The sequence below is a fragment of the Altericroceibacterium xinjiangense genome (assembly GCF_003958635.1).
GTDB lineage: Bacteria > Pseudomonadota > Alphaproteobacteria > Sphingomonadales > Sphingomonadaceae > Altericroceibacterium_A > Altericroceibacterium_A xinjiangense.
Genome location: NZ_RSEK01000002.1, coordinates 87,883 through 105,537 on the forward strand (window position 1 = coordinate 87,883; position 17,655 = coordinate 105,537).

The 17,655-nt window shown below is 63.6% G+C and carries 21 protein-coding genes; 18 read left to right on the top strand and 3 right to left on the bottom strand.

Features of this window, described 5'->3' with window-relative positions; all coding sequences use genetic code 11:
* Positions 1-137 precede the first annotated feature (137 nt).
* The 4 genes from bamA to rpmE all read left to right on the top strand — a co-directional run bounded on the left by bamA (position 138) and on the right by rpmE (position 4,305).
* Positions 138-2,837, top strand: a complete 2,700-nt coding sequence (gene bamA / locus ELY13_RS02615) for an outer membrane protein assembly factor BamA (RefSeq protein ID WP_126172332.1) — start codon at positions 138-140, stop codon at positions 2,835-2,837.
* Positions 2,837-3,499, top strand: coding sequence for an OmpH family outer membrane protein (locus ELY13_RS02620; protein WP_126172333.1), 663 nt, complete (start codon positions 2,837-2,839; stop codon positions 3,497-3,499). The genes bamA and ELY13_RS02620 overlap by 1 nt, the downstream gene beginning before the upstream one ends.
* Before the next feature lie 15 nt (positions 3,500-3,514).
* Complete coding sequence (gene fabZ, locus ELY13_RS02625; RefSeq protein WP_126172334.1) at positions 3,515-3,979, top strand: 3-hydroxyacyl-ACP dehydratase FabZ; 465 nt, start codon at positions 3,515-3,517, stop codon at positions 3,977-3,979.
* A 98-nt stretch (positions 3,980-4,077) separates the two neighbouring features.
* Complete coding sequence (gene rpmE / locus ELY13_RS02630) at positions 4,078-4,305, top strand: 50S ribosomal protein L31 (RefSeq protein WP_126172578.1); 228 nt, start codon at positions 4,078-4,080, stop codon at positions 4,303-4,305.
* A gap of 56 nt (positions 4,306-4,361) precedes the next feature.
* On the opposite strand, the gene ELY13_RS02635 is transcribed toward rpmE, so the two are convergent.
* From ELY13_RS02635 to ELY13_RS02645, 3 genes are read right to left on the bottom strand one after another with little or no spacing between them, the layout of a single operon-like run.
* Positions 4,362-4,799, bottom strand: coding sequence for a GFA family protein (locus tag ELY13_RS02635; protein WP_126172335.1), 438 nt, complete (start codon positions 4,797-4,799; stop codon positions 4,362-4,364).
* Positions 4,796-5,437, bottom strand: coding sequence for a prolyl hydroxylase family protein (locus tag ELY13_RS02640; RefSeq protein ID WP_206435964.1), 642 nt, complete (start codon positions 5,435-5,437; stop codon positions 4,796-4,798). Before ELY13_RS02640 ends, ELY13_RS02635 begins: the two co-directional genes overlap by 4 nt.
* A 21-nt stretch (positions 5,438-5,458) precedes the next feature.
* Positions 5,459-6,655: a thiolase family protein gene (locus tag ELY13_RS02645; protein WP_126172336.1), complete on the bottom strand. Its 1,197-nt coding sequence runs from the start codon at positions 6,653-6,655 to the stop codon at positions 5,459-5,461.
* Between the two features lie 214 nt (positions 6,656-6,869).
* Between ELY13_RS02645 and ndhC the strand changes: the two genes are divergently transcribed.
* From ndhC to nuoK, 14 genes are all read left to right on the top strand, one after another.
* On the top strand, positions 6,870-7,253 hold the full coding sequence (gene ndhC, locus ELY13_RS02650; RefSeq protein ID WP_126172337.1) for an NADH-quinone oxidoreductase subunit A: 384 nt from the start codon (positions 6,870-6,872) through the stop codon (positions 7,251-7,253).
* Positions 7,244-7,840 (top strand): NuoB/complex I 20 kDa subunit family protein, encoded by a 597-nt coding sequence (locus tag ELY13_RS02655; protein ID WP_241233511.1) that lies wholly within the window; start codon positions 7,244-7,246, stop codon positions 7,838-7,840. The genes ndhC and ELY13_RS02655 overlap by 10 nt, the downstream gene beginning before the upstream one ends.
* 10 nt (positions 7,841-7,850) lie before the next feature.
* Positions 7,851-8,849: an NADH-quinone oxidoreductase subunit C gene (locus ELY13_RS02660; protein WP_126172338.1), complete on the top strand. Its 999-nt coding sequence runs from the start codon at positions 7,851-7,853 to the stop codon at positions 8,847-8,849.
* Complete coding sequence (locus ELY13_RS02665; RefSeq protein WP_126172339.1) at positions 8,846-10,063, top strand: NADH-quinone oxidoreductase subunit D; 1,218 nt, start codon at positions 8,846-8,848, stop codon at positions 10,061-10,063. Before ELY13_RS02660 ends, ELY13_RS02665 begins: the two co-directional genes overlap by 4 nt.
* Entirely contained in the window at positions 10,060-10,257 is a 198-nt protein-coding gene (locus ELY13_RS02670) for a hypothetical protein (RefSeq protein WP_126172340.1), read from the top strand. Before ELY13_RS02665 ends, ELY13_RS02670 begins: the two co-directional genes overlap by 4 nt.
* Positions 10,250-10,921 carry an NADH-quinone oxidoreductase subunit NuoE gene (gene nuoE, locus ELY13_RS02675; protein ID WP_126172341.1) on the top strand — a complete coding sequence of 224 codons (672 nt, stop codon included), beginning with the start codon at positions 10,250-10,252 and terminating at the stop codon, positions 10,919-10,921. Before ELY13_RS02670 ends, nuoE begins: the two co-directional genes overlap by 8 nt.
* Complete coding sequence (locus ELY13_RS14935; RefSeq protein WP_164549680.1) at positions 10,918-11,058, top strand: hypothetical protein; 141 nt, start codon at positions 10,918-10,920, stop codon at positions 11,056-11,058. The genes nuoE and ELY13_RS14935 overlap by 4 nt, the downstream gene beginning before the upstream one ends.
* On the top strand, positions 11,058-12,350 hold the full coding sequence (gene nuoF / locus ELY13_RS02680; RefSeq protein ID WP_126172342.1) for an NADH-quinone oxidoreductase subunit NuoF: 1,293 nt from the start codon (positions 11,058-11,060) through the stop codon (positions 12,348-12,350). Before ELY13_RS14935 ends, nuoF begins: the two co-directional genes overlap by 1 nt.
* Positions 12,347-13,078 carry a hypothetical protein gene (locus tag ELY13_RS02685; protein WP_126172343.1) on the top strand — a complete coding sequence of 244 codons (732 nt, stop codon included), beginning with the start codon at positions 12,347-12,349 and terminating at the stop codon, positions 13,076-13,078. Before nuoF ends, ELY13_RS02685 begins: the two co-directional genes overlap by 4 nt.
* Complete coding sequence (nuoG, locus tag ELY13_RS02690) at positions 13,078-15,084, top strand: NADH-quinone oxidoreductase subunit NuoG (protein ID WP_126172344.1); 2,007 nt, start codon at positions 13,078-13,080, stop codon at positions 15,082-15,084. The genes ELY13_RS02685 and nuoG overlap by 1 nt, the downstream gene beginning before the upstream one ends.
* Before the next feature lie 23 nt (positions 15,085-15,107).
* A complete protein-coding gene (gene nuoH, locus ELY13_RS02695; RefSeq protein ID WP_126172581.1) occupies positions 15,108-16,127 on the top strand; it encodes an NADH-quinone oxidoreductase subunit NuoH in 1,020 nt (339 codons plus the stop codon).
* On the top strand, positions 16,124-16,609 hold the full coding sequence (gene nuoI, locus ELY13_RS02700) for an NADH-quinone oxidoreductase subunit NuoI (RefSeq protein ID WP_126172345.1): 486 nt from the start codon (positions 16,124-16,126) through the stop codon (positions 16,607-16,609). The genes nuoH and nuoI overlap by 4 nt, the downstream gene beginning before the upstream one ends.
* Before the next feature lie 116 nt (positions 16,610-16,725).
* Complete coding sequence (locus ELY13_RS02705) at positions 16,726-17,352, top strand: NADH-quinone oxidoreductase subunit J (protein WP_126172346.1); 627 nt, start codon at positions 16,726-16,728, stop codon at positions 17,350-17,352.
* Positions 17,349-17,654, top strand: a complete 306-nt coding sequence (gene nuoK / locus ELY13_RS02710) for an NADH-quinone oxidoreductase subunit NuoK (protein WP_126172347.1) — start codon at positions 17,349-17,351, stop codon at positions 17,652-17,654. The genes ELY13_RS02705 and nuoK overlap by 4 nt, the downstream gene beginning before the upstream one ends.
* The last annotated feature ends 1 nt before the right edge of the window (position 17,655 follow it).

The following is a 17,655-nucleotide window of genomic DNA, read 5'->3' on the forward strand; positions in this document are numbered from 1 at the left end:
GCTTGACCGGCAGTACGCTTGATTGGCCGCGTGTCATCGGGCAGAGGCGCACTCCCACGCCACGCCGGAATTCGCGGGCTATCGTCGGGACCGGGAAAGCATCTGCCGGACGTGCGGCATCAATGAATGGACGGGATATGAGCCGCAGGGCGAAAATCATTTCAGCCTCGGAATTTGCCGTGGCGCTACTGGGCTGCACCATCCTGGCCGGAGTACCGAGTCAGGCGTTCGCCCAGGATGCCGCTCCGGTCGCCGGCGCCCAGCCATCCGCTCAGTCGGTCCCGGCCCAGTCGGCTCCGGCTGCGCAGGCTCCCGCCCCGCAGGGTAGCCCGATCCAGTCTATCGTCGTCGTCGGAGCCGAACGGCTCGAGCCGCAGACGATCCTCAGCTACATCAAGCTGCGCCCGGGTGAACTGTACACCCCGGCGGCCGCCGACCAGGCGCTGAAGGACCTTGCCGCGACGGAGCTGTTCTCCGACTACCAGATCAGCAACGAAGCGGGCGTAGTTACGATCCAGATCACCGAAAACCCGGTGATCAACCGGATCGTCCTGGAAGGCAACAAGCGGATCAAGGACGACAAGATCCTGCCCGAAATCCGGCTGGCGCCGCGGCAGATCTTCACCCGTTCCAAGGTGCGCGCCGACGTTGCCCGCATCATCGAGCTTTACAAGCGGCAAGGCCGCTTCGCCGCCGTCGTCGAACCGCAGATGGTCAAGCTTGACCAGAACCGCGTCGACGTGGTGTTCGAGATCAACGAAGGCCCCAAGTCCAAGGTTCGCCAGATCAACATCATCGGCAATGAGGAATTCAAGGATTCCGAGCTGAAGGATGAAATGGTGACCAAGGAAGCCGGTCTCCTGAAGATCTTCAGTTCCGGCACCAGCTACGATCCCGACCGGCTGGCGTTCGATCAGCAGAAGCTCCGGCTGTTCTACCTCAGCCAGGGCTATGCCGATTTTCGGGTGATCTCGGCCGTGGCCGAACTGACGCCCGACAAGAAGGACTTCATCATCACCTACGTGGTGGAGGAAGGCCCGCGCTACAAATTTGGCGATGTGTCGGTGGAAAGCCAGCTGCGCGACTTCGATAGCGGCGCGCTGACCAAGGCCCTGCCGATGGACGAAGGCGACTGGTACAACGCGAAACTGGTCGAAGACACCGTCGATCAGCTGACCGAAACCGCCGGAACTTTCGGCTACGCGTTCGCGAACGTGCGTCCGGAGTTCGAGCGTAATCGCGAAACGCTAACGATGGACGTCAACTTCGTGATCCGAGAGGCGCCGCGCGTCTATGTCGAGCGAATCGATGTAAACGGCAACACGCTGACGCAGGACAAGGTGATCCGGCGCGAGTTCCGCATCGCGGAAGGCGACGCGTTCAATTCGCTGGCGGTCAAGCGCTCCACCAACCGGATCAACTCGCTGGGTTATTTCCAGGAAAACTTCGAGATCGAACAAGTGCCGGGAAGCGCCCCGGACCGGATCGTGCTTCAGGCCAACGTGCAGGAACAGCCGACCGGGCAGCTTTCGCTTTCCGCCGGGTTCTCCAGCCTGGAAAGCTTCATCCTGCAGGCCTCGATCCAGCAGAAGAACTTCCGCGGCCGCGGACAGACGGCAGGCGCGAGCATAAACTGGTCGCGCTTTTCCCGTTCCGCCCAGCTGAGCTTCACCGAACCCTACGTGTTCGACAAGAACATCTCGGCCGGCATCGACATCTATCGCAGCAACTTCAACAACGGTTACTATGACCGTGATGCTGCCACCTATGAGCAAACCACGACCGGTATGCAGCTGCGGCTTGGTGTTCCGCTGACGGAATACTTGTCGGTGCTGGCGCGCTACACGCTCAACTACGATCAGATCTCGCTTGATGAGCGGACCTACTTTGCCGATCTTGACGGGGACGGGGTCAGCACCTGCGAACCACTGCTTTCCGGCCGCTACCTGTGTGAGGCGATCGGCAACCGGGTAAGCTCGATCCTCGGTGTTTCCGGTATCTACAGTACGCTCAACAACTCGATCCGGCCGACCCGGGGTGAGCGTGTGACCGCAAGCCTCGATTTCGCCGGCCTTGGCGGTTCGGTCCGCTACATCCGGGCGCGCGCGGCAGGGGCGAAATACTGGGACATCGGAAGCGGGTTCATCTTCTCGCTTGCGGCGGAAGGCGGCCACATTCAGGGGCTGAAGGACCGGGGGGAGAATGTCGACGACGTGCTTCTGACCGACCGATTCTTTCTGAACCAGCAACAGCTTCATGGCTTCGACATCCGCGGTGTCGGGCCGCGCGTGATCCGCCGCTTCTATGAACAGGGTGCCGACGGCAAGTATACGCTGCTCCCGCTGAACGACGATCGCAACACCGACGATGCACTTGGCGGCAACACCTACTACCTCGCCCGGGCAGAGCTAGAGATCCCGCTCGGCGCGGGGGCGCGCGAACTGGGGCTGCGGCCATCGCTGTTCGCGGATATCGGATCTGTGTTCAACGTGACCTCTCCGGAACTGATCTCCATCGCGCCGCCAAGCCTGTTCGTTCCGACGCGCAACGACGCCGGGCAAGCGCTTTATTCGCAAACCGGATCGGATGGCACTGTCACGCTTGTCACCAACCCGACCCGCGCAGATGGCACCGCAAATACGCCGGTCGGCAACTCGATCCCCGCTTTCCAGGAGGTCTTCGTCGGCAACTCAGCCAGCCCGCGCATGACGGTGGGGCTTGGCGTGAACTGGAATTCACCCTTCGGCCCCTTCCGGATCGATTTCGCCTATCCCATCCTGAAGCAGGAGGGTGACGATACCCGGATCATCTCCTTCAACGTAGGAACCCAATTCTGATGAAAGCTCTTCTCAAGGCGGCGCTTCCTGCCGCAATCCTGATGACCGCTGTCTCGCCGCTCGCCATCGCGCCCGCCGCCGCCCAGACGGCTCCGAACATCGGCGTGGTCAACATCCAGGCGGTGGTCGCCAACTCCAACGCCTTCAAGGCCGCGCAGCAGCAGCAGCAGACGACCTACCGGGCGCAGCTGGACCAGGCCAACACCCGCCGCCAGGCGATTCAGGCGCAATTGCAGCCGATGATCCAGCAGCTGCAGACCGCCAGCCAGGCCGCCAATCCCAACCAGCAGGCGCTCCAGCAGCAGGCAGCCCAGCTCCAGCAGATCCAGACGAGCGGTCAGCGCGAGCTGCAGCAGATCCTGCAGCCGGTTTCGCTGTCGGAAGCCTATGTGCAGGAACAGCTTGAGGCTCAGCTGGGAACGGCGATCCAGAACGCGGCCCGGCGCCAGAACATCAGCGTCGTGATCACGCCCGATAACGTGCTTTACGCGGATACCGCCGCGGTGCTCAACCAGGCGGTCCTGACCGAGCTGAACACGCTTGTCCCGTCGGTCCAGATCACCCCTCCGCAAGGTTGGCTGCCGCGTGAACTGCGCGAACAGCAAGCCGCTGCCGGCGCGCAGCAGCCGGCTCAGCCGCAGCAGGCCGCCCCGGGTCGCTAAGGAAGAGGGCAGGGCATGAGCGAGGAACCACAGGCTTACGGCATTGCGAAGATCCTCGCTGCCCTGCCGCACCGCTATCCGCTGTTGCTGGTCGACAAGGTCGTAAAGCTCGACCTTGGTGAGCAGATTCATGCGGTGAAGGCGGTAACCTTCAACGAACAGTTCTTTCAGGGGCACTTCCCCGGCCGCCCGATCATGCCGGGCGTGCTTCAGATCGAGGCTCTGGCGCAAGCCGCCGGGATCTTGGCGGTGGAAACGCTGGAACTGGCTGGAAGCGGCAAGCTGGTGTATTTCATGGCCATCGAGGAAGCCAAGTTCCGCGCTCCGGTGGAGCCGGGCTGCCTGCTCGATCTCAAGGTCGCGTTCGTCCAGAAGCGGAGCCGGGTGTGCAAGTTCCGGGGCGAAGCCAGCGTCGAGGGCAAGGTCACCTGCGAAGTGCAGTTCACCGCGATGATCGCTGACGCGCCCAAGGAAGACTGAGCCGGGCCAAAGCCTTGTAGTATCGGCGTCCTGTGTGTATGGGCGCCGCTTTCCCGCATTCGGCCGGTCGGAACCGGCCACCAATGGAGTCCAGCGCGATGAAGGCCGAAATCCATCCCGATTACCACATGATCAAGATCCAGATGACCGACGGCACCGTGTACGAAACCCGTTCCACCTGGGGGAAAGAGGGTGACACGATGACGCTGGAAATCGACCCGACGAGCCACCCGGCCTGGACCGGTGGCACGCGCCAGGTGGATCAGGGCGGCCGCGTCGCGCAGTTCAACAAGCGTTTCGGCGGGCTCTCGCTCACCAAGAAGTAAGCGCCAGCGCGACTACGAATCGAGAAGGGCGGCCCGCGAGGGTCGCCCTTTTTCGTTCAGCCTTCGGGTTCGTATCGCATCATCCCGGCATAGCGGCTCGTGCCGCCGTCCACCGGGTGGTTCTGCCCGTCGAACACCGGCACTTCTGCCCAGTCGTATGGGCTGAACCCTTCAAGACACGCCGCGTTGATGCCGTACTTGTCCGGATCCGACCGGGTCTGGTGGAAGGTATGGATGCCGCAGCGGGAACAGAAGCGGTGCTTTGCCTCTCCGCTGTGAAAGGTGTAGAGCGTCAGCGCGTCTTCACCTTGGGTAACCGAAAGGGCGCCAAGCGGCACGTCGATCATCACCACGCCCTTCATCGCACAGATCGAGCAATTGCACCGCCGCGGGCGCGGATCGGCTGGCAGGTCGACCGTGAACCGCACGGTGCCGCAGTGGCAGGAACCACCGTGCTTTCCGCTGGTGGGCGCTTGCGTCGCGGATCCGCTCATCTCCAAGGCCTTTCCCGGTACCATTTGGTGATCACGTACTTTACCCCTTTGCGCACCTTCATGCCGTGGTGGAGCGTCGCCGGATTCAGGGTGCCGTCCGGCCGGTGGTTGTTCCAGCACAGCAGCTTGCCCATCTCGGGCTGAAAGGTCTTGCCGATCACCTTGAACCGGGTGGCGCCGCCCGCTTCCGGTTCGTTGAGGTAGATCATGAACGTCCAGGTCCGCTGCCCCGCAACGGAGCAGTAGCGGGTGAAATCCGCGCCATCCGGCTCGAAGTAGTCGGTGTGGTTCTTGAATTCCTGCCCGACGGCATAGCGCTGGCCCTGAACCGGCTCACCATGCACAGGATCGATGCCATTGAGCGCGAACAAGCGGCGCTCCAGTTCCTGCACCATCGGTTCCGCCGGGTTGAGGTCGCAGGTTTCACTGGTGCGGAAGGCGGCGTCTCCGTTGGGATCGGCCAAGGTCGACGGGCGCCGGTTTGAATCGATCAGGCCGATCAGCTGCAAGCACAGTTCCGGCGGGAGAAAGCGCGGGCAGTCGAACACTTCGGCCCGGGGGGAGGGTACGCGCCGGACCCCCGGCTGCGTCAGCAACTGCGCAGCCGAGGTTTCGCCGGGATGAGCCAGGGTCGTCATCGAGGTGGACTGCGTGCGAGGTCAGGCCATCTCCACCGCGACGGCAGTGGCTTCCCCGCCGCCGATGCACAGCGAGGCGATGCCGCGCTTCTTGCCCTGCTGCTTCAGGGCATTGAGCAGCGTGACGATGATCCGGGTGCCGGACGCGCCGATCGGATGGCCAAGCGCGGTGCCGCCTCCGTTGACGTTGATCTTGTCATGCGGAATGCCGAGATCCCTCATCGCGAACATCGCGACGCAGGCGAACGCCTCGTTCACCTCGAACAGATCGACATCGTCCACCGACCAGCCGGTCTGCTTCAGCAGCTTCTCGATCGCGCCGACGGGGGCGGTGGTGAACGCGCGCGGTTCCTGCGCGTGGGCGCTCATCCCCACGATCCGGGCAACAGGCTGCACGCCTTTGTCCTTCGCCACGCTTTCGCGCGCCAGGACCACGGCGGCCGCACCGTCCGAAATGGAAGATGATGTCGCGGCCGTGATCGTCCCGTCCTTGGCGAAGGCGGGCTTGAGCTGCGGGATCTTCTCCGGGCGGCCGCGTCCCGGCTGTTCGTCGGTATCGACCACTGTCTCGCCCTTGCGGCTCTGAATGGTCACGGGCACGATTTCGTTGGTGAACGCGCCGCTCGCGATGGCCTTGTTCGCCCGGTCGAGCGATTCGATGGAGTAATCGTCCATGTCCTGCCGGGTGAGCTGGTACTCGTTGGCGGTTTCCTGCGCGAACGAGCCCATCGCGGCGCCGTTTTCGTAGGCATCCTCCAGCCCGTCCAGGAACATGTGGTCATACGCGGTGTCGTGGCCCAGCCGTGCGCCGGAGCGGTGCTTCTTCAGCAGGTACGGCGCGTTGGTCATGCTTTCCATTCCCCCGGCCACGACAAGGTCGATCGTGCCCGCAGCCAGCGCCTCTGCTCCCATGATCACCGTCTGCATGCCCGATCCGCAGACCTTGTTGACGGTGGTCGCCTCAACCGACTTGGGCAGGCCGGCCTTGATCGCCGCCTGGCGCGCCGGCGCCTGGCCCAGTCCGGCCGGCAGCACGCAGCCCATGTAGACCCGGTCAATGTCCTCTCCCGCGATCCCGGCGCGTTCGACCGCGCCCTTGACCGCGGCCGCGCCGAGATCGGTCGCCGCGACATCGGACAGCGCGCCTTGCATCCCGCCCATCGGCGTGCGCGCGTAGGAAAGGACGACGATGGGATCGGCTTGCGAGAAGGTGGCCATGGATGCGTCTGCCTGTCTGGAGTTGAAACGTTCGAGGATCGACCCAATCTAAAACCCCGACTGGCCAAAAGCAAACCCGGTACCGGCATTCCCTCTGAGGACGCCGCCGGGTTCACGCACATCCAAACCTATGAGCTACGAACCTGCGAACCCTTGAACCTGCGGGCCGGGGCGACTAGGGGCCAGTCAGTTTCTTAGCAAACGAGTCAGCCCTTTGGTCGCCACCGAATACCTTCTCGGATACCTTCCGATCCTGATCTTCCTGGGCGTCGCGCTGGCGCTTTCGGCGTTGTTCGTCTTCCTGCCGATCGGGGTGTCCCGCATCACCGGCTCGCACAGGCCGGACACCGCCAAGCTGAGCGAGTACGAATCCGGGTTTCCGGCTTTCGAATCCCCGCGCAGCCAGTTCGACGTGCGGTTCTATCTGGTCGCGATCCTGTTCATCATCTTCGACCTGGAAGCGGCCTTCTTGTTCCCGTGGGCAGTGAGCCTTGAGTTCACCGGCTGGCCGGGCTGGATCACGATGATGGTATTCCTGGCGGAACTGGCCATCGGCTTTGCCTACGCCTGGAAAAAGGGAGCCCTGGAATGGGAGTAGACCAGCAGAACCACCGGACCGGTCGCCCGCCCGCGACCACGGTTCCCGGTGCCGCCCACAATCAAATCCTCCACCCCGAGATCCGCCAGCCGGATGGGGTGTTCTACGAATCCCTGACCAACGAGGTGTCCGACAAGGGTTACCTCGTCACCTCGGCGGAAGAACTGTTCCAGTGGGCCCGCACGGGCTCCTTGTGGTGGATGACGTTCGGCCTCGCCTGCTGCGCGGTGGAGATGATCCACGTCAGCATGCCACGCTATGACATGGAACGCTTCGGCGTCGCTCCGCGCGCGTCGCCGCGACAGTCGGACGTGATGATCGTTGCCGGTACGCTGTGCAACAAGATGGCTCCGGCGCTGCGCCGGGTCTACGATCAGATGAGCGAGCCGAAGTACGTGATCTCGATGGGCAGCTGCGCCAACGGCGGCGGTTATTATCACTACAGCTACTCGGTGGTTCGCGGCTGTGACCGGATCGTGCCCGTGGACATCTATGTTCCGGGCTGCCCCCCGACGGCCGAGGCACTGCTCTACGGCGTGATGCAGCTTGAGCGGAAGATTCGCCGCATCGGCACGATTGAACGGTGAGGCCTGCACGATGACAACCCCGGTCCTGCACTCGGCCCCGCGCTATGCTTCTCACGAGGGCATGCGCGAGGGGATTTCCGCCGCGCTTGGCGCGATGCTGCTCGACTCGCGGGAGCAGAACGGAGAGCTGCTGTTCACCGTCCGGCGCGAAGCGATCGAGGACGCGCTGCGCCTTTTGCGCGACCAGTTCCAGTACCAGCAGCTGATGGACATTGCCGGCGTCGACTACCCGTCGCGGCTGGAACGGTTCGAAGTCGTGTACATGCTGCTCTCGGTAACGAGGAACCACCGGATCATCGTCAAGGTTTCGACCGACGAGACGAGCCCCGTACCGACGGTGACCACGCTGTGGCCGAACGCCGGCTGGCTGGAGCGGGAAACCTACGACATGTACGGCGTGCTGTTCGACGGCAATCTCGACTTGCGGCGCATCCTGACCGACTACGGCTTCGAAGGGCATCCGTTCCGCAAGGACTTCCCGCTGACCGGCTACCAGGAACTGCGCTATTCCGAAGAGCAGAAGCGCGTGGTCTATGAGCCGGTCGAGCTGCCGCAGGACTTGCGCAACTTCGATTTCCTGAGCCCTTGGGAAGGTGCGGACTACCCGCTGGCCGGCGATGAGAAAGCTTCGCCCGTGCCCCCCGCGCCGCATGCCCAGCCGGTGCCGGAGAAGGGCGGCGTCGTCGACACCAAGAACCCGGTGACCCGCGGCGCGCCCACCGTCGACGTACCGCAGACGACCGACAGCCCGAAGGAAACCGGCGCCGGTGCGAAGACCGACGACAAGGCCGCCGATCACGTAGCCCCCGGACGGGTTTCCAAGGGTACGGTTTCCGGGCAGGGCGACGCGAACCCCGATCCGGTGGAAACCGACATCGATGCCCCCGGCGCGCCGGAAGCTACGGAGAGCCGTCCCGGCCGCGATGCGGACGACGATGTCGACCGCGACAACAAGCCTGAAAGCGGCACCGGCAAGCCCGGCCGTTCGGGTGAAGGAGAAGGCGCATGAGCGTCAACCTGACCATCGACCAGGGCGGCGCCCCGCTCGGCGAGGGCATCCAGAGCTACACGCTCAATTTCGGTCCGCAGCATCCCGCGGCGCACGGCGTGCTGCGCATGGTGATGGAGCTTGACGGTGAGGTGATCGAGCGGATCGATCCCCACGTCGGCCTCCTTCATCGCGGCACGGAAAAGCTGATCGAGTACAAGACCTACCTCCAGGCGCTGCCGTACTTCGACCGCCTCGATTACGTCAGCCCGATGTGCATGGAGCACACCTGGGTGCTGGCGATCGAGAAGCTGCTCAATCTCGAAGTGCCGATCCGCGCGCAGTACCTGCGGGTGCTGTTCGCGGAACTGACCCGGATCAAGAACCACCTGCTCAACATCGGCAGCCACGTGATGGACGTCGGCGCGATGACGCCGAACCTGTGGCTGTTCGAATTGCGCGAAGACCTAATGAACTTCTACGAACGGGCCTCGGGTGCGCGGATGCACGCCGCGTGGTTCCGCCCGGGCGGGGTGCACCAGGACGTGCCGCTCAAGCTGCTGGCCGACATCTCCGACTGGCTAGACACTCGTTTGCCGACGCTGTTCGAAGACGCGATGAGCCTGGTGGTCGACAACCGCATCTTCAAGCAGCGCAACGTCGACATCGCCATCGTCAGCAAGGAAGACGCGCTGGCCTGGGGCTTTTCCGGGCCGATGATCCGCGCGGCCGGCATTCCGTGGGACCTGCGCAAGAGCCAGCCCTACGATGTCTATGACCGGATGGACTTCGAAGTGCCGATCGGCACCAACAGCGACTGCTATGACCGGATGATGATCCGGGTCGAGGAAGTGCGCCAGTCCGCAAGGATCATGAAGCAGTGCCTGGCGGAAATGCCGGAAGGGCCGATTGCATCCGACGACCGCAAGATCGCGCCGCCGAAGCGGGGTGAAATGAAGCAGTCGATGGAAGCGATGATCCATCACTTCAAGCTCTACACCGAAGGCTTCCACGTTCCGGCCGGCGAATGCTACGTGGCGACCGAAAGCCCGAAGGGCGAATTCGGCGTCTATGTGGTCAGCGACGGCACCAACAAGCCGTATCGCTGCAAGATCCGCCCGACGGCCTTCAGCCATCTGCAAGCAATGGATTTCATGAGCAAGGGCCACATGCTGCCGGATGCCACCGCCATTCTCGGCGCGATCGACCTTGTCCTTGGGGAGTGCGACCGGTGAGGTCCAGTATCGACATGATGCGGGTGTGGGCCGCGGCGACCGGATTGATCCTGATCGCGTGGTTCGTGGTGCAGATGGTTTCCGGCCAGTCGGTTTCCGAGATGCTCCCGATGCTGATCGCCGCGATCCTCGGGTTCGAGCTGACGCTGCTCGGCCAGGATGCATGGCGCAAGCGGGAGCAGCGCCGTGGCTGAGCGGGCAATCGCACAAGACACCCCCGAACTGCGCGCGCGGTGGGGCAACTTCGCCTGGAGCGCAGAGAACGTGGCCAAGGCGAAGGAAATCGTCGGGCGCTACCCGGAAGGGCGATCCCGTTCGGCGGTGATGCCGCTGCTGTTCCTGGCGCAGTACCAGGTCGGCGCGGAAACCAACACGCAAGGCTGGCTGCCGATCCCGGTGATGGAGTTCATCGCCGACTATCTCGGCATGCCGGTGATCCGGGTGCTGGAGGTCGCGACCTTCTACACCATGTACAACCTTGCCCCGGTCGGGCGCTATCACGTGCAGGTCTGCGGAACGACGCCGTGCATGCTGCGCGGGTCGGACGACCTGATCGAGGCGTGCTACCGCCGCGGTATGCGCAAGGGGCACACGTCCCCGGACGGCTTGTGGACTTTCACCGAGGTGGAATGCATGGGCAACTGCGCCAGCGCGCCGATGGTCCAGATCAACGACGACAACTACGAGGATCTGACCGTCGAACGGCTCGATCACATCCTCAATGAACTTGTCGCCGGACGGCAGCCGAAGACCGGAACGCAGGAGCCGGGCCGCCATACGGTGGAGCCGATCGGCGGACCGACCACGCTGACCGACATGGTTTCCGACAACCACGATTATCGGGGCGAATGGGGATGAACACTGTTGTCTTCCTGCTCGTGGCGCTGGTCGCCATCTTCCTCGCGTGGAAGTTGCTGGCCGGCATCGTCAAGACCGTGGCCCTGGCGGCGATCCTGATCATCGCGGCGATCGTCGTATTCGGAGTGCTCAGCTGATGCTCGCTGACAAGGACCGCATCTTTACCAATCTCTACGGCTTCCAGGACTGGAGGCTCGATGCCGCACGCAAGCGGGGGGACTGGGATGAAACCAAGGCTCTGATCGCCCGCGGACAGGACGCGATCATCGACGAGATCAAGGCGTCGGGTCTACGCGGGCGCGGCGGAGCAGGCTTCCCCACCGGCATGAAGTGGTCCTTCATGCCCAAGGAGAGCAAGGACGGTCGTCCCAGCTTCCTGGTGATCAACGCCGACGAATCCGAACCCGGATCCTGCAAGGACCGCGAGATCATCCGGCACGATCCGCACAAGCTCGTCGAAGGCGCGCTGGTCGCAGGCTTCGCGATGCGGGCGCGCGCCGCCTATATCTACATCCGCGGCGAATACATCCGCGAGGCCGAAACCCTGTTTTCTGCCGTGCAGGAAGCCTACGACGCCGGGCTGCTGGGCAAGAACGCCGCCGGGTCGGGCTATGACTTTGACGTCTTCGTCCATCGCGGCGCCGGCGCATATATCTGCGGTGAAGAAACCGCGATGATCGAAAGCCTGGAAGGCAAGAAGGGCCAGCCGCGCCTGAAGCCGCCGTTCCCGGCCGGCGCAGGCCTCTATGGCTGCCCGACCACCGTCAACAACGTGGAATCGATCGCGGTCGTGCCGACGATCCTGCGGCGCGGCGCCGCCTGGTTCTCCAGCTTCGGACGGGAGAACAACAAGGGTACCAAGCTGTTCCAGATTTCCGGCCATGTCGAACGGCCCTGCGTCGTCGAAGACGCGATGGGCGTGCCGTTCCGTGAACTGATCGAGAAGCACTGCGGCGGAATTCGCGGCGGATGGGACAACCTGCTGGCCGTGATCCCGGGGGGGTCATCGGTCCCGCTGGTTCCGGCCGAACAGATCATCGACGCTCCGATGGACTTCGACGGGCTGAAGGAAGTCGGTTCCGGCCTCGGCACCGCCGCGATCATCGTGATGGACAAGTCGACCGACATCGTCCGGGCGATCAGCCGCATCTCGTATTTCTACAAGCACGAAAGCTGCGGCCAGTGCACTCCGTGCCGCGAAGGCACCGGCTGGATGTGGCGCATGATGGAGCGCTTGCGCGTAGGCGAGGCGCTGCCGGAAGAGATCGACATGCTGTACGAAGTGACCAAGCAGGTCGAAGGCCACACCATCTGCGCGCTTGGCGACGCCGCCGCGTGGCCGATTCAGGGCCTGATCCGTCATTTCCGCCCGGAACTGGAACGCCGCATTTCGGAACGCCAGACGGGATTGCAGGAGGCCGCAGAGTGAGGAGCCTCGCAGGTTCCATCGTGACGGGGGCGCTGTTTTCGTCTGCTGCGCTTGCCTGCGCCACCGCGCCTGCGGCGGCGCAGGACACAGCGACGGGGTCGCGGGTCAACCCGGGGCGCCAGGCGACCGCCAATTCTGCGACTGCCGAACGTCCTGCGCTGCTCTATCGCGTGATCGGTTGCGCGGTGCACAAGCGTCAGGACAAGGCCGAGGCGTTTCTCCGGGCCCTCGATCCGGAGCAGGCCGAATACGAAGTAAACGTCCTTCTCAAACCGCGGGAGTGCCACTTCGGCACACTGGCCGACGCGCGCGAAACTCAGATCGAGTACACCGCCAGCACAAGCCTCATCCGCGGGATGACGGCAGAGGTCCTGCTCAAGAAAAGTCAGCGGGACGATGCGCTGCAGCCGATGGAGCTTCAACTCCATTACCCGCGCGAATGGCATGCGCTGACCACGCGGGACAAGGCGGTGGACGAGATGGCGACATGCGTCGCCGACAGCAATCCGCAAAGCATCGAAGCGGTCTTGCAGACAGCGCCCGGCGGTCCGGAAGAGCGTACATCGATCCAGGCGCTCGCCCCTTGGCTAGGCGTCTGCCTGCAATCGGGGTATGAGCTTGACGGGCAGCCACTTGGTTTGCGAAGCGCACTTGCCGAGGCACTCTACTACCGCACATTTCACCCCGAACCGGCCGCCACTGCGGACCGGACGGAAGCGAGCAAATAATGCCCAAAGTCACCGTAGACGGTCAGGAAATCGAAGTCCCCAACGGGGCAACCGTGCTGCAGGCGTGCGAGCTTGCCGGCAAGGAAATCCCGCGCTTCTGCTATCATGAGCGGCTGTCGATTGCCGGCAACTGCCGCATGTGCCTGGTGGAAGTGAAGCCGGGACCGCCCAAGCCGCAGGCCTCCTGTGCGCTGCCCGCCACCGAAGGCCAGGAAATCCGCACCGACAGCGAAATGGTCAAGAAGGCGCGGGAAGGGGTGCTGGAGTTCCTCCTCATCAACCACCCGCTCGACTGCCCGATCTGCGATCAGGGCGGCGAATGCGACTTGCAGGACCAGACCCTGTTCTACGGCCGCGGCGCCTCGCGCTACCATGAGAACAAGCGCGCGGTGACCGAGAAGTACATGGGCCCGCTGATCAAGACGATCATGACCCGCTGCATCCACTGCACCCGCTGCGTGCGCTTCTCCGAAGAAATCGCCGGCGTGGACGAAATCGGCGCGCTCTATCGCGGCGAGGACATGCAGATCACGACCTACCTCGAACAAGCCGCCAGCCACGAACTGTCCGCCAACGTGATCGACTTGTGCCCGGTCGGCGCGCTGACCAGCCGTCCGTTCTCGTTTGAGGCGCGTCCGTGGGAGCTGAAGAAGACGCTGTCGATCGACGTGTCCGATGCGACGGGCGCCAACATCCGGGTCGACAGCCGCGGGCGCGAAGTGCTGCGCATCCTGCCGCGCAACAACGATGACGTGAACGAGGAATGGATTTCCGACAAGGGCCGCTTCCAGGCTGACGGGCTGATCCGCAGGCGGCTGGATCGGGTGTGGATCCGCCGCGGCGGCAAGCTCGAAGCCGCGCTGTGGGACGATGCCTTTGCGATGATTGCGGGCGTGAACGCGGGCAGCAGCGTGGCTGCGCTTGCGGGCGACCTGCTCGACTGCGAAACGATGTTCGCGGCGAAGAAGCTGCTTGGCGCGCTCGGTTCCAACCTGATCGAAAGCCGCCAGACCGGCATGGCTTACGACGTTTCGAACCTCGCGGGCGTGAACTTCAACACCTCGCTGGCCGAAATCGAGAACGCCGATACGATCCTGATCGTCGGCAGCCATGTCCGCTGGGAAGCGCCGCTGCTCAACGTCCGTCTGCGCAAGGCGGTCAAGCGCGGGGCCAAGGTGTTCATCGTCGGCCCGCAGTGGGATCCGACGTATGCCGCCGAGTTCCTAGGCGAGGACGCAGGCGTGTTCCACGACTTGCCGAGCCACGTGACCGAAGCCTTCGGGCAAGCGGAGCGTCCGGCGGTGATCGTTGGGGCGGGCGGGTTGGTGGCCGGCGCGCTTGGCCCGGCACTCGCGTTCGCGCAGCAGCATAACTTGGTCAGGGACGGCTGGAACGGCTTCAATGTCGTCCACACGGCTGCCGCCCGCATGGGCGCGCTGATGCTCGGCTTTGCGCAAAAGGGCGGCATGGCCGACATCGTCGCGGCCCAGCCGAAGCTGGTGCTTTCGCTCGGCGCGGACGAAGTCGACTACAGCCAGTTCCCGGGCGCGCTGAAGGTCTATATCGGCCATCACGGTGACAAGGGCGCGCACGCGGCGGACATCATCCTGCCTGCCTCCGCCTTCACCGAAAAAGCCGGGACTTACGTCAATACCGAAGGCCGGGTGCAGTTTTCCGACAAGGCTGTGTTCGCACCCGGAGACGCTCGGGAAGACTGGACGATCCTGCGCGCGCTGGCCGATACGCTCGGCGTCTCGATCGGGTTCGACAGCTTTGATCAGCTGCGGGCCACCATGATCGCTGAAGTTCCTGCTCTCGGGCAGGAAGGGCTCGCCCATTACGGCGCGCTGCCGCTGGCGCCGCGAGGAGCACGGGCAACGGGCGCGATCGCTTATCCGATCAAGGACTTCTATCTGACCAACCCGATCGCACGGGCCAGCGAGACACTGCAGCGCTGCTCGGCCGAATTGCTTCACGGGCAGGATTTCGCGGAGGCAGCGGAGTGACCGAGACCTTTGTCTATTGGGGAATGGACCCCGACTGGGCCTGGTTCCTTGCGACCGTCGCCGGCATCCTGCTGATCGCGCTGCCGCTGATGCTCGCGGTGGCGATGGTGATCTATGTCGACCGCAAGGTCTGGGCGGCCATGGCGCTGCGGCGCGGGCCGAACGTGGTCGGGCCGTTCGGCTTGCTGCAAAGCTTTGCTGACGGGCTGAAGGTGTTCCTGCAGGAAACCATCATCCCGACCGCGGCGAACAAGGGCTTGTTCCTGATCGCCCCGATCATCACGTTCACCGTCGCGCTGATGGCGTGGGCGGTTATCCCGTTCAATTCAGGCGCGGTGCTGGCCAACATCAACGTCGGCTTGCTCTACATCTTCGCGATCAGTTCGCTCGGCGTGTACGGCGTGGTCATTTCCGGCTGGGCCTCCAACTCGAAGTACCCGTTCTTCTCCGCGATGCGCGCTTCGGCGCAGATGATCAGCTACGAAGTCTCCATCGGCTTCATCATCGTTTGCGTGGTGCTGTGGGCGAACAGCTTCAATCTGAACGCGATCGTTTGGGCGCAGAAAGGCCACATCTTCGGTCTGATCAACGGGTTCGCCTTCAACCCGCTGCTGTTCCCGGTGTGGGTCCTGTTCCTGATTTCCAGCCTCGCCGAAACCCAGCGCGCCCCGTTCGACCTGACCGAGGCGGAAAGCGAGCTCGTCGCCGGCTACCAGACCGAATATTCGTCGATGAGCTTTGCCCTGTTCTGGCTCGGCGAATACGCCAACGTGTTGCTGATGTGCGCGCTGAATGCGACGCTGTTCTTCGGCGGCTGGCTGCCGCCGCTCGACATCGGGTTCCTTTACCTGGTGCCGGGCTGGATCTGGCTGTTTGCGAAGATATTCTTCTTCTTCTTGGTGTTCAGCTGGATCAAGGCCACTGTCCCGCGCTTCCGCTATGACCAGCTGATGCGTCTGGGCTGGAAGATTTTCCTGCCGATGAGCCTCATCTTCGTGGTGATCGTCTCCGGCTTCCTGATGTTTACGAGGTACGGGGCATGAACGTCGCCCAGCTCGTCAAGAGCTTCACTCTCTGGGAATTCGTGAAGGCGCACGCGCTGACTCTGAAGTATTTCTTCAAGCCGAAGGCGACGCTCAACTACCCCTACGAAAAGAACGCGATCAGCCCGCGCTTTCGCGGTGAACACGTGCTGCGGCGCTATCCCAACGGGGAAGAACGCTGCATCGCCTGCAAATTGTGCGAAGCGGTGTGCCCGGCCTGGGCCATCACGATCGAGGCCGAACCGCGGGAGGACGGCAGCCGCCGCACCACCCGTTACGACATCGACATGACCAAGTGCATCTACTGCGGCTTCTGCCAGGAAGCTTGTCCGGTGGACGCGATTGTCGAAGGGCCGAACTTCGAATTTTCCACCGAAACCCGGGAAGAGCTTTTGTACGACAAGGCAAAATTGCTCGCCAACGGGGACAAGTGGGAACGGGCCGTCGCGGCGAACCTTGAAGCGGACGCTCCGTACCGCTAGGCGGCGCAAGCTGCGATGATTCACCAGGGCCGTGATCCCGGTGCGGGGATTCGCGACACAAAGTCCGACCAGGAGGCGTGAAATTCCGGGATTTCCCGGAGTGACGGAAACCAGGCATGATTCAAGCTTTCGCCTTCTATCTTTTCGCCGCGCTGGTGCTCGCCTCGGGCGCGTTCACCATTCTCGCGCGCAATCCGGTGCATTCGGTGCTCTGGCTGATCCTCGCGTTCTTCAACGCGGCGGGCCTGATGGTGATCGTCGGGGCTGAATTCATCGCGATGCTGCTGGTGATCGTCTACGTCGGTGCGGTCGCAGTACTGTTCCTGTTCGTGGTCATGATGCTCGACATCGACTTTGCCGAACTGCGCTCCGGCCTCGTTCGCTATTTCCCGCTCGGGCTGGCGATCGCGGTGGTGCTCGCCGCGGAACTGGTGCTCGGCGTCGGCGCTTACCGCGCCGGTGCGCTGGAGCTGGGGACGCCGGCGGCCGAAACCGCGCCGCTGGTGGGTGAGGCGAATATCGTCAGCATCGGTGCGCTACTCTACGGCAGGTATCTGTTCCTGTTCGAAAGCGCAGGGATCATCCTGCTGGTGGCGATGATCGGTGCCATTGTGCTGACCCAGCGCGAAGCGCGGGCGGATGCCGGGCGCTCACAGCAGAACATTTCCCGCCAAGTCAGCCGCCGTCCCGAGGAAGCGACGGTCAACACGCGGCCGGAAGTCGGCCAAGGGGTGCAGCTGTGATTGGTATCGAACACTATATCGTCGTCAGCTCGATCCTGTTCGTGCTCGGCGTTCTGGGGATCTTCCTCAATCGCAAGAACGTGATCGTCATCCTGATGGCGATCGAACTGATCCTGCTGTCGGTGAACATCAACTTCGTCGCGTTCAGCGCGTTCCTGAACGACCTTGTCGGCCAGGTGTTCGCCATGTTGGTCCTGACGGTCGCCGCGGGCGAGGCGGCGATCGGGCTGGCCATCCTGGTGATCTATTATCGCAGCCGCGGCACAATCGCGGTGGACGATGCAAACCGGATGAAGGGGTAAG